This window comes from Escherichia sp. TW09308, from assembly GCF_000208565.1.
GTDB lineage: Bacteria > Pseudomonadota > Gammaproteobacteria > Enterobacterales > Enterobacteriaceae > Escherichia > Escherichia marmotae.
Genome location: NZ_AEME01000001.1, coordinates 3,896,526 through 3,909,027, shown reverse-complemented (window position 1 = coordinate 3,909,027; position 12,502 = coordinate 3,896,526). Strand labels below are relative to the sequence as shown.

The following is a 12,502-nucleotide window of genomic DNA, read 5'->3' as shown; positions in this document are numbered from 1 at the left end:
CAGGCCGGGCAAATTACCCACCCGGCCTGCTAATAAGCATTATTGCCAGCTAATCTGCGCCCTGCCGTTTTTCTTACTTTTATACAGCCGCTCATCTGCCAGCATTTTCAGCCGTTCAACGGTAGTACATTCATTTGAATGCGCCACGCCGATACTGGTGCTTAAGTTAATGCTCCCCACCTGGAAATGGACGATTTCTTTTAGTATTGATAGCAACTCTTCCAGAGTACCACCGGTATAAATCACCGCAAATTCGTCGCCGCCAAAGCGGTAGACTTTGCCTTTATCTACCGGAATCTGTGATTTGAGAATTTTCACTACCTTCATCAACACTTCATCGCCCAGCAAATGCCCGAAGGTATCGTTAATGTTTTTGAATTTATCGACGTCAAACAGGCACAAATAGCCACCTTTTTCCGGCAGGGCTTTTAAATCTTCATCAAAAGATTTTCTGCCCATTGCTTTCGTCAGGTCGTCAAGAAACGCTGAGTTATACATGCTGTAGAGTTTTTTGACATCCGCCGCCGAGAAGAAAAGCCCACCATCCAGCACGCGGTCAAAATGGTTATTAATGATAGCCTCTTTCTCAACGATGCCGCGATTAATGACTCTGCGTACCAGATACATGCAACTTATCCCCGATATCGCTGCCACTAATGCGGCAAAGAAAATAATTAAAGTACAAACCTGAAAATAGACATCCTTCTTATAAGCAAAGACATACAACCCCGTTGGTAAATAAGTGAAGTGTTCCATCGCTTCCGAAACAGTAAAGATGGCATTTTTCGCGTTATATTCATCCCCAACAACTGGCTTGCCACCTTTGAATAAAGAGAACATCAGGTTCTCGCTATCCATTGCCAGCGACTTTGAGAGTAACGAAAATCGTTCCAGCCCAAGCAAAAATATCAGACTGCGGTTGTGAGTAACCGGATAGAGATAATAGACGAAGGTTTTACCGTCAAAAGAGATAAACCCCGTATTTTTGACATGCCGATACTTAACAACCTGCATAATATCTGCACAATAATTTTTTTCATACTCCTTAACCTGAATACACTCGTCGCTGGGAATCAGATAAGGACCAACATCATACAAATAAGAAGGTGAAACCGAGTCAGCGTAAGCTGTGCGCAAGCCAACCAACAGTTGTTCTTCAGTCGGATTAAGCGTGTTAATGAGATCAATTGACACACTGCGCCGATATTCGGCAATATTTGCCACCGCAAAAGCAGTATCAATAACGGACTGTTTCAGGCCATACACCCGTTCTTTTACCATCTGGGTATAGATCCCGCAGGCAACTGCTGAAATCATGATAAAAATCAGCAGACTGACTGTAAGTACGAATTTATTGATTCTGGACATACCTAAACTACTCTTTTACTAACTTTCCACTTTTGTCCCAGGCAGAGAATGGCAACGGCTTCTGATATAGATACCCCTGGGCCTGAATACACCCTAATTTGATTAATTCACGCGCAACCTCTTCGCTCTCAACACCTTCTGCAATTACCGGGATCCGGTTATAGCGGGCCAGGTCGAAGATAATGCGTACAATTTTTCCCGCAGTGCCGAAAATATCGCCGGTAAATTGCGAGTCTACTTTTATGCTGTCAGGATTAATTTCATAAAAACGCTTCAGGTTTGACAAACCTGTACCAAAGTCATCAATCGATATCCGTACTCCTTGTTGACGCAGTTGTTCAATATTGAGATAAAAATGTTCATTAATACGTTCAATCACTGTTTCAGTGATCTCAATACAGATGCTATTCGCTTTCAGCTCATGTTCTTCCATAATAGCTGTAAAACGCGCATGAAAGTGTGGCTCGTTTAACTGCCAGGGCGAAACATTAATATGCAGTAAGAAACCTTCCTGCAGTTCCGCACGCTGGCTAAAATGTCTGAATTCCCCCATCGCCGTTTTAATAATTTGATAACCCAGTTCATTGATAAAACCGATATCTTCAGCGATAGCAATAAACTTCAGCGGCGAGATTATCCCCCGCTCTGCTGAAACCCAGCGGCACAGCGCCTCAGCTCCCAGAATGTCGCGGGTATTAATATCAACAATCGGTTGATAGACCAAAAATAGCTCGCCTTTTTCCATTGCATTACGGATATTGCGCGCAATCCAGATATTTTCTTCAATTTCTCTGAGTTTCTCATCATCACAGAAAATAAATTCAGAGAACATATGATCGCGGATACTGGAAATCGCCAGTTTTAGTTTTTCTGCGTAGCTCCAGGCATTTTCGCCTTTCAGAGGTTCACAAATGGCAGATTTATGTATACGCAGATTGCGGTAGCCAAAGCTACTGTCGAAATCGTTTATCATCGCGATCTTATGGGTAAAAATCTCTACATTTTCCCGACACAATAATAAATAGAGATCGGCATTGAATGTCACAATATCGCAACATTGCGCGTATTTCTCGGCAATTTGCTGACACAGTTTCCTGACGATTTTGTTGCGTTCCTCAACGCCAAACACCGCTTCGACGGCTTCCAGTCCGCACAGTTTGATGATCCCAACGGCCAGATACTGATTATTGTTTGACTCAATAATCGCCATATTTTTGATAAACCCGCTTTCCTGATCGTAGGAGATCAGCGAGAGCAATTTATTTGAACGCTCAACTTCTGCATCTTTCATTTCCGCGATCGAATTTTTGATGCTGATAATCTCTTTTGCATCGCCTTCACGAATTTTCAGTGCCTGCATTTGATCCGCAGAGTCGGGTAAAAATTCCAGCGTATTGACCAGCGTTGTCATTTCGGAAAATTGTCGACGGAACACACGGGTAGTCATTAAGTAAACCACCAGCAATACGATAATAATGAAAGCAAATGGTAAATAAAAGAGTTTGTCTGATGCGTTAAATAAATCCCCCGTAGGATAATAAAAATAGATATCGAACAATGGATTATTAGGAACTGCCGATTTCCTTGCGATATATTCTGTATCAACAGAATCAATAATATTATAACTATCTTCGCTATTATAAATAATCAATTTTTCGCGAGCGAGTTGATTCTTGGCAATGATTTCATGACCTTGTTTCAGAAACAGGACTTCATCCGTTGCGCTGATTTGATCAAGGTATTCGTTCAGATATCGCCAATTTAAATCGACGTGAATTTTATCAACAGCCAGCAAATCACGATCTTTGCCGTTAATTCGTAGCGTAAAAGAAATACATTTTTTACCCGGGCGATCAAAGCAATTGTATGCCGGATTCCAGCTACTGTCAGAGCCATCCGAGGATACAGACCACGGACGTTGCGACGGGTTAAAATCGGAAAAAATAACGCGCCCCGCCTCATCGATAAGCGGTCCATTAACCTTTTCCTGATGATAAACAACGATTTTATCGTTCGCCCGCCGCGAAAAAAGATAATATTTATTATTATCCAGCACCAGTCCCACTGAATCTAAAAATGGCATCATTTCCATTTTCAGAATAACAGCACGTTTAATCTCCTCACTGTTTTTCAACAAATAGAGTGAGTCTTTTAACGTCAGGGCCGAACGTTCAATATCTTTAAAGAAATAGCCAACGTTTTTTTGAATAAGTTCAAAGCGGCTATCGGCACGTTTTACCGCACGTTCCGATACCAACTGATAGTTAATGATGAAAAAAAGACCAATAAATGACAGCGCAGCCAATAAAAATAAAATTATCAGCCTTATCTTTATCTTTTCGTATAAACTCAGCATGTTAATACATTTAACAAAATAACTGCCAGTACGCTGTGCCGCTGCATAAATAGTTCCCCACAGCGACTTTTTAACTAAATGACCAGATTCTACAAAATCAGCAAAAAGTTACAACACTTGCTTCAGGCAATAATTTCCTGCGAGGTGATAACCCTTTCAAGCAATATTCAACCGTGATTATCCTTTAATTTTGGGGTCCAGCGCATCGCGTAAACCATCGCCCAGCAAGTTGAAAGCCAGCACGGTCAGAAAAATGGCCAGTGCCGGAAAAACCGCCACATGCGGCGCGATAACCATATCCGCTCTCGCTTCATTGAGCATCGCCCCCCACTCTGGCGTCGGCGGCTGCGCGCCAAGGCCGAGAAACGACAGGCTGGCGGCGGAAATAATCGAGGTGCCAATACGCATGGTGAAGAACACGACGATAGAAGAGACTGTCCCCGGTAAGATGTGACGCAACAAAATAGTCACATCGCTGGCACCAATACTGCGTGCTGATTCAATAAAGGTTTGCTGTTTCAACACTAGTGTGTTGCCGCGCACCAATCGGGCAAACGCCGGAATGGAAAAGATAGCGACGGCGATAATCACGTTAGCAATGCCACTTCCCAACACCGCGACAACAGCGATAGCCAGCAAAATACCGGGAAACGCAAACAGCACATCGCAAATGCGCATGATCAGTCGGTCCCACCAGCCTTCATAATATCCTGCCAGCAAGCCCAGCAACGTCCCAATCGCCGCACCAATAAACACCGCAAATACGCCAGCCGCCAGCGAGATTTGCGCCCCCACCAGGACACGGCTGAAAATGTCGCGCCCCAGTGAATCGACGCCAAACCAGTGCTGCAAAGAGGGGCCGTTATTCAGGTTGTCATAGTCAAAATAATTTTCGGCGTCATAAGGAGCGATCCAGCGCGCCAAAACAGCCACTATAATCAATAAGATAACGAACAATGCGGCGCTCATCGCCATATGCTGACGACGAAAACGCCGCCAGAACTCATGCCACGGTGTACGTACCTGGTCAGGTTTTACCAGTGGCATAGCGTTTAACACCGCCTGACGTCGCCAGTTAAATAATCGCATCCTTACTTGTACCTGATAGCTGGGTTAATGGCTGCGTAAAGCACATCCACCACTAAGTTGATAAGAATAAATTCCAGCGAGAAAAGCATAATTTCTGCCTGAATCACCGGGTAATCACGCATTTCTACCGAATCGACCAGTAAACGTCCAAGTCCGGGCCAGTTAAAGACTTTCTCCACGACAATGGAGCCGCCGAGCAAGAAGCCAAACTGTAAGCCCATCATGGTAACCACCGGGATCATCGCATTACGTAACCCATGTTTGAGGATGACCCAGGTTTCGCTCACCCCTTTCGCCCTCGCGGTACGCATATAATCTTCACTTAAGACATCGACAAATGAAGCACGGGTAAAACGCGCCATCACCGCCGCCACCGCTGCGCCAAGTGTCAGGGAGGGTAAAATGTAGTGCTGCCAACTGTCTGCACCAACAGTCGGCAGCCACCCCAACTCAACGGAGAACACCTGAATCAAAAGCATCCCCAGCGCAAATGCCGGGAAGGAAATCCCCGATACCGCGATGGTCATGCTCAATCGATCCGGCCAACGGTTACGCCAGACGGCGGCCACAATCCCCGCCGCCATACCAAATATCACCGCCCAAACCATACTGGTAATAGTCAGCCACAATGTAGGCATGAAGCGGCTGGCAATCTCATCGGCAACCGGACGACGCGACACCATCGACAGACCAAAATCCCCCTGTACGGCGTTGCTGATGTAGTGCCAGAACTGGTAATACAGCGGCTGATCCAGCCCCAGTTGCTGGCGCACCAGTTCGATAACCTGAGCATCGGCTTCGGGGCCGGCAATCAATCGCGCCGGATCGCCGGGCAGCATATGGACAAACAAAAACACCAGCACCGAGACGATAAACAGCGTCGGGATCAATCCCAGTAAGCGTTTGATAACGTAATTAAGCATTCCACTCCCTGCGTTGCTTATTGCAAATCCGCGTCTTCAAAGCTAAAGCCTGTATCTGGCATGATCCAAAAACCGGTCAGTTTTTTACTGTGTGCCGACACCAGTTTTTCTACCACCAGCGGGATCCACGGCGATTCTTGCCAGATGATATCCTGCGCCGCCTTATACAAGCGTGCCTTTTCCGCCGGATCGTTGGTTTTCAGTGCCTGAGCAAGGTCTTCATCCACCTGCTTATTGCTGTAAAACGCGGTATTAAACAGCGTCGGTGGCCAGTTCTGCGAAGCAAACAGCGGCGAAAGCGCCCAGTCAGCTTCGCCGGTCGATGCCGACCACCCCGTGTAGAACATCCGCACATTGCTCTCTTTCTGCCCTTTTCCTTCCACTTCCGCCGCCCGTTGTCCGGCATCCATCGCCGTCACCTGGGCTTTAATCCCTACCTGCGCTAACTGCTGCTGGGTAAATTGCAGCACTTTCTGCGCGGTGCTGTGGTTATGTGATGACCACAGCGTGGTACTGAAACCGTTGGGATACCCCGCCTCTTTCAGTAACTCACGTGCTTTAGCCGGATTGTAAGGCCACGGTTGATAACTTTGCGCGTAGGCAATACTCGGAGGTACAACACCGGTAGCTGGCGTTGCATATCCTGCAAATGCCACCTTAACCAGCGCCTGACGGTTGATGGCGTAATTCAGCGCCTCACGCACTTTCGGATTATCGAACGGCTTTTGCGTCACGTTCATGCTGATATAACGCTGCATAATCGACGGACTGGCCATCAGCTCGATATTTTTGTTCTTCTCCAGTAACGCGGCTTGTTCATAAGGAATAGGGAAAGCAAACTGCGCTTCACCGGTTTGCAACATTGCCGCCCGGGTGTTGTTGTCCGCCACCGGACGCCAGGTAATGCTGTCCAGTTTGGGCAGACCGGGCTGCCAGTAACCCGCAAATTTCTTCACTTTCACAAAATCGGTCTGATTCCAGGTATCCAGCGCATACGGCCCGGTTCCGACCGGATGAAAGCCGATCTCTTTACCATATTTTTCCAGTGCCGCAGGTGAAATCATTGCTGTCGCCGGATGAGCGAGAATATTAATAAACGCGGAAAACGGCTGTTTGAGCGTAATCTTCACCGTTGTCGGATCGACCGCTTCAGTTTTGGCAATATTTTTGTACAAGTTATAGCGTTTAAGATGATTCGCCGGATCGCTGGCTCGATCCAGATTCGCTTTTACCGCCGCAGCGTTGAAGTCAGTGCCGTCCTGGAACTTAATCCCTTCGCGCAATTTCACGGTGTAAGTGAGGCCGTCATCAGAGACGGTATAACTCTCTGCCAGCACATTTTTCAGCTTCATCTCTTTATCCAGACCGAACAGCCCCTGATAAAACGATTTCGCCACAGCCTGCGATAACGTGTCATTCGCGTCATACGGATCGAGCGTGGTGAAGTTCGACCCCACCGCCACAATCACATCTTTGGCAGCGAATGCACAAGATGCCATCAACGCTGTGGCAATGCCCAGCGCCACTAACCCACTACGGTGTACAGCTCTTGCCATTTTATTCTCCGCCTGAATGTTATCTACGCATGAATGCGTATTCTGATTGTGGTTGTGCGACGTAATGCCCCGGTCCGACGCATTGTAACGAGACGGTGGCAACCTCTTCGCCACGCAGATGAATATTGCTGGGAAGATCGTCCGACAACAGTACGCGCCGTGGTCGCAGTCGGGACGGTTCCGCCACCGGAACTGCCGCCAGTAATTTACGCGTATAAGGGTGCTGCGGATTTTCAAATATCGCGCGCCGTGGGCCAATCTCAACGATTTGCCCGAGATACATCACCGCCACGCGATGACTGATCCGCTCCACGACTGCCATATCGTGGGAGATAAATAGATACGCGATACCGAAATCACGCTGAAGATCAAGCAACAGGTTGATAATTTGCCCGCGAATAGAAACATCCAGCGCCGACACGGCTTCATCGGCAATAATCACTTTCGGATTCAGCGCCAACGCACGGGCAATGCAGATGCGCTGACGCTGACCACCAGAAAACTCATGCGGGTAACGCCATGCGTGTTCAGGTAACAGGCCAACGCGCTCCAGCAACCACGCAACGCGTGCAGCAGCTTCTTTACCCTGCAATAAACCGTGTACGCGCAGCGGTTCGATAATCGAATCACCGATGGTCTGGCGAGGATCCAGCGAGGCGTAAGGATCCTGAAAAATAAACTGGATATTGCGGCGCAACGACTGAAGTTTACCGGGCGAGAGAGTATCGATTCGCTGACCGTTAAAGATAATTTCGCCGCTCTGCGATTCGACCAGACGCAACAGCGCCCGTCCGGTAGTGGATTTACCGCTGCCAGACTCGCCCACCAGCGACAGTGTTTCACCTGGCCTGAGATCAAAACTGACTTTCTCAACGGCGTGCACTTCTCGCGTTACGCGATTCAACAACCCGCTACGCAAAGGGAAACGGGTAACCAGATTACGCACCTGTAAAACAGGTTCGCCATCCACCACCGTTTTCTGTTCGACAGGACTTTCCTGTTTAGCCGGATGTTCAAGTGATATCAGCGGAAAACGACGGGGATAATCTTGCCCTTTCATAGCGCCGAGCTGCGGAACAGCAGCCAGCAGTGCACGGGTATAGGGGTGCTGCGGCGCATGAAATATCTGTTCGACGCTGCCCGTTTCAACCGCCTCGCCCTGATACATCACCAGCACCCGATCGGCAATCTCTGCCACCACGCCCATATCGTGAGTGATAAAGATGACGCCCATCGACATCTCTTTTTGCAATACTTTGATTAATTGCAGGATCTGCGCCTGGATGGTGACATCCAGCGCGGTGGTCGGCTCATCGGCAATCAGCACCGCCGGGCGACATGACAGTGCCATTGCGATCATGACCCGCTGGCGCATCCCTCCGGAGAGTTGATGGGGATAACGTGAAAGAATGGTTTGTGCTTCCGGAATGCGAACCTGATCCAGCATCCGCTTCGCCTCCACCATCGCTTCTTCACGACTGGCGTTTTGATGCAAACGGATAGACTCAGCAATCTGCTCACCCACAGTAAATACCGGGTTTAGCGACGTCATCGGCTCCTGGAAAATCATCGCTATATCTGCGCCGCGTATATGCTGCATTTGCCCGGAGCTCTGCGTACTAAGCTCAATCACCTCATGGCTGCGCCGCCGCAACAGCATTTTATCGCACTGTACCAAACCGCCCGCCTGTTCCAGCAGACGCATCAACGCCAGTGCTGTAACTGACTTGCCGGAACCGGATTCGCCAACAATCGCCAGCGTCTCGCCGCGTTGCAGACTAAAAGAGAGGCCGCGAACCGCAGCCATTTTCTGCAGGTCTTGTATAAAGGCAATATTGAGGTTCTCAACCGCCAGCACATCACCGGCATCAAGCTCATCACTGTGTGGCAACGGTGTCCCCTTTTTCACGGTAGATACCGGTGGTTGGCGTATCGCCTGCATAGCCCCAGGCGCGATACATTCCTTCGGTGTTAAACGGTAACGCGACGTTACCTTCATGATCGATAGCGATTAACCCACCACTGCCATCAAGCGCAGGGAGTTTTTCCATCACTACCCGCTCGCAGGCTTCCGCGAGACTTAAACCGCCGTAATCCATTAACGCAGCGATGTCATATGCCGCCAGCGTACGAATGAAGACTTCGCCCGTACCGGTACAAGAAACCGCCACGCTGGCGTTATTGGCGTAGCACCCGGCACCGACAAGCGGGCTGTCACCGACCCGACCGGGTAATTTGTTAGTCATTCCCCCCGTGGACGTGGCTGCCGCCAGGTTGCCGTATTGATCCAACGCCACAGCGCCCACAGTGCCCATTTTCTGTTTTTCATCCAGCGGTGCGTCGCTATGGTCGAGGATCATTTCCCCTTCCTCACGCGCCGCCATCAGTTGTTCATAACGCAAAGGCGTAGAAAAAATCTCCGGCGAGACGCGTTCCATGTCATGAGCAAAAGCAAAATTTTCCGCTCCTTCGCCAATCATCATCACATGCGGGCTTTGCTCCATCACCAGACGGGCAGCAAGAATCGGATTGCGCAGATGACTGACGCCCGCGACCGCACCGGCTTTCAGGGTGTTACCATCCATCACACAGGCATCCAGCTCATGAGTTTCATCACGGGTGAAGACAGCACCAATACCGGCGTTAAATAGTGGGCACTCTTCCAGCAAGCGCACAGCTTCTGTTACCACATCCAGCGCACTTTCGCCCGCTTCAAGCATTTTCTGCCCGGTTTCAACAATGGCAGACAGCGCCTCAATGTAGCGTAATTCCTGTTGCAGACTCATCTGCGCGCGGCTAATTGCGCCTGCGCCACCGTGAATTGCAATGACTGCTTTGCCCATAGTTTTCGTCCATTAAAGGGTGGCTCGCCACTTTTGCTATAAATATCAGAATTTTTATGAATTACTCATTCAATTTTTGAATATAGAAAGATGTATATGGCATGTAAAGGCAGGAACCCACGCTACGCCCGAGGTGGCATACAGTCCGGGGCGTTTTTCTGACATAATAAGCAAATTCGATTTTGCCTCCGCAGGAGTGTTTTCATGGAATTTACCACCGGTTTGATGCCGCTCGACACCGCGCTTAATGAGATGCTTTCTCGCGTTACCCCTCTGACTACCCAGGAAACGCTGCCACTGGTACAGTGTTTTGGTCGCATTCTGGCAAGCGATGTCACTTCGCCGCTGGATGTCCCTGGGTTTGATAACTCCGCAATGGACGGCTACGCGGTTCGTTTAGCCGATGTCGCTTCCGGTCAACCACTGCCCGTCGCCGGTAAGTCGTTTGCGGGTCAGCCGTATCATGGCGAGTGGCCTGCTGGCACCTGTATTCGTATTATGACCGGCGCGCCGGTGCCGGAAGGCTGTGAAGCTGTGGTAATGCAGGAACAGACTGAACAAACGGACAATGGCGTACGTTTTACCGCTGAAGTAAGTCGCGGGCAAAATATTCGTCGACGCGGTGAGGATATCTCCGCGGGAGCAGTTGTTTTCCCGACAGGTACTCGCCTGACTACTGCCGAACTGCCCGTGATTGCTTCGTTGGGGATTGCCGAAGTTCCGGTGATTCGCAAAGTGCGTGTGGCGCTATTTTCCACGGGTGATGAGTTACAGTTACCCGGTCAGCCGCTGGGTGATGGTCAAATCTACGATACCAACCGTCTCGCCGTGCACCTGATGCTGGAACAGTTAGGTTGCGAGGTAATTAACTTAGGGATTATCCGTGACGACCCGAACGCATTACGTGCGGCATTTATTGAAGCTGACAATCAGGCGGATGTGGTGATCAGTTCCGGCGGCGTTTCGGTTGGTGAAGCGGATTACACCAAAAACATTCTCGAAGAGCTGGGCGAAATCGCATTCTGGAAACTGGCGATTAAACCAGGCAAACCGTTTGCGTTCGGCAAACTCTCTAATAGCTGGTTCTGTGGCCTGCCGGGCAACCCGGTTTCTGCGACGCTGACTTTCTATCAACTGGTACAACCGTTACTGGCAAAATTAAGCGGCAACACCGCCAGCGGCCTGCCAGCGCGTCAGCGCGTACGCACAGTATCTCGACTGAAGAAATCCCCCGGACGTCTTGATTTCCAGCGTGGCGTGCTACAACGCAACGCCAACGGCGAACTGGAAGTGTCGACCACCGGACATCAGGGTTCGCATATTTTTAGTTCTTTTAGTCTCGGTAACTGTTTTATCGTGCTGGAACGCGATCGCGGAAATGTAGAAGCGGGCGAATGGGTAGAAGTCGAGCCATTTAACGCGTTGTTCGGGGGCTTGTAATGGCGGAACTCAGCGATCAGGAGATGCTGCGCTATAACCGGCAAATCATCCTGCGTGGTTTTGATTTTGACGGTCAGGAAGCGCTGAAAGATTCTCGCGTGTTGGTCGTTGGCCTGGGCGGGCTGGGGTGTGCAGCATCGCAATATCTGGCAAGTGCGGGCATCGGCAACCTGACGTTGCTCGACTTTGACACCGTTTCGCTCTCGAATCTGCAACGTCAGACACTACACAGTGATGCCACGGTCGGGCAACCGAAGGTTGAATCCGCCCGTGACGCACTGGCGCGAATCAATCCTCACATCGCAATTACACCGGTGAATGCGCTGCTTGACGACGCTGAACTTGCTGCGTTGATTGCCAAACACAATCTGGTGCTCGACTGTACAGATAATGTCACGGTGCGTAATCAACTTAACGCGGGCTGTTTTGCCGCAAAGGTGCCGCTGGTTTCTGGCGCGGCGATTCGTATGGAAGGTCAAATCACCGTCTTTACCTGGCAGGATGGTGAACCGTGCTACCGTTGCCTGAGTCGTCTGTTTGGCGAAAACGCGTTAACCTGCGTGGAAGCAGGCGTAATGGCTCCGTTGATCGGCGTAATTGGTTCGTTGCAGGCAATGGAAGCGATCAAACTGCTGGCAGGTTATGGCAAACCTGCCAATGGGAAAATCGTGATGTACGATGCGATGACCTGTCAGTTTCGCGAAATGAAGCTGATGCGCAATCCTGGATGTGAGGTGTGCGGACTGTAATTGTCGCCTGTAGTCCTGATAAGACGCGGCAGGCATCGCATGGGCATTTGCTCCAGACGCCAGATGCGGCGCGAACGCCTTATCTGGCCTACGGTTCGGGCGCAGATTTCCAGGCCTGATAAGACGCGGCAGGCGTCGGTGCACTCCGCCACGTCATAATCAATTTTTGAGGATGGTG

Annotated in this window: 10 protein-coding genes; 3 read left to right on the top strand and 7 right to left on the bottom strand. The window is 49.8% G+C overall.

Features of this window, described 5'->3' with window-relative positions; genetic code table 11:
* Positions 1–39 precede the first annotated feature (39 nt).
* The 7 genes from ESM_RS0118705 to iaaA all read right to left on the bottom strand — a co-directional run bounded on the left by ESM_RS0118705 (position 40) and on the right by iaaA (position 10,135).
* On the bottom strand, positions 40–1,368 hold the full coding sequence (locus tag ESM_RS0118705; protein ID WP_000086889.1) for a GGDEF domain-containing protein: 1,329 nt from the start codon (positions 1,366–1,368) through the stop codon (positions 40–42).
* A gap of 7 nt (positions 1,369–1,375) precedes the next feature.
* Entirely contained in the window at positions 1,376–3,724 is a 2,349-nt protein-coding gene (locus ESM_RS0118700) for a sensor domain-containing phosphodiesterase (protein ID WP_000950316.1), read from the bottom strand.
* 177 nt (positions 3,725–3,901) lie between these two features.
* Positions 3,902–4,813, bottom strand: a complete 912-nt coding sequence (gene gsiD / locus ESM_RS0118695) for a glutathione ABC transporter permease GsiD (RefSeq protein ID WP_001236032.1) — start codon at positions 4,811–4,813, stop codon at positions 3,902–3,904.
* 2 nt (positions 4,814–4,815) lie between these two features.
* Complete coding sequence (gene gsiC / locus ESM_RS0118690) at positions 4,816–5,736, bottom strand: glutathione ABC transporter permease GsiC (RefSeq protein WP_000936055.1); 921 nt, start codon at positions 5,734–5,736, stop codon at positions 4,816–4,818.
* A 17-nt stretch (positions 5,737–5,753) separates the two neighbouring features.
* Complete coding sequence (gene gsiB / locus ESM_RS0118685; RefSeq protein ID WP_000090123.1) at positions 5,754–7,292, bottom strand: glutathione ABC transporter substrate-binding protein GsiB; 1,539 nt, start codon at positions 7,290–7,292, stop codon at positions 5,754–5,756.
* A 19-nt stretch (positions 7,293–7,311) separates the two neighbouring features.
* A complete protein-coding gene (gene gsiA / locus ESM_RS0118680; RefSeq protein ID WP_010379674.1) occupies positions 7,312–9,183 on the bottom strand; it encodes a glutathione ABC transporter ATP-binding protein GsiA in 1,872 nt (623 codons plus the stop codon).
* Positions 9,170–10,135 carry a beta-aspartyl-peptidase gene (gene iaaA, locus ESM_RS0118675; protein ID WP_000513756.1) on the bottom strand — a complete coding sequence of 322 codons (966 nt, stop codon included), beginning with the start codon at positions 10,133–10,135 and terminating at the stop codon, positions 9,170–9,172. The genes gsiA and iaaA overlap by 14 nt, the downstream gene beginning before the upstream one ends.
* Positions 10,136–10,339: 204 nt before the next feature.
* Here iaaA and moeA point away from each other — a divergent pair, with 204 nt between their 5' ends.
* Genes moeA through ESM_RS1000000129430 form a run of 3 tightly spaced genes read left to right on the top strand, consistent with a single transcriptional unit; the run spans position 10,340 to position 12,443 of the window.
* Complete coding sequence (gene moeA, locus ESM_RS0118670) at positions 10,340–11,575, top strand: molybdopterin molybdotransferase MoeA (protein ID WP_000397321.1); 1,236 nt, start codon at positions 10,340–10,342, stop codon at positions 11,573–11,575.
* Entirely contained in the window at positions 11,575–12,324 is a 750-nt protein-coding gene (gene moeB / locus ESM_RS0118665) for a molybdopterin-synthase adenylyltransferase MoeB (protein WP_000829226.1), read from the top strand. The genes moeA and moeB overlap by 1 nt, the downstream gene beginning before the upstream one ends.
* Positions 12,312–12,443 (top strand): hypothetical protein, encoded by a 132-nt coding sequence (locus tag ESM_RS1000000129430; protein WP_258291521.1) that lies wholly within the window; start codon positions 12,312–12,314, stop codon positions 12,441–12,443. Before moeB ends, ESM_RS1000000129430 begins: the two co-directional genes overlap by 13 nt.
* The last annotated feature ends 59 nt before the right edge of the window (positions 12,444–12,502 follow it).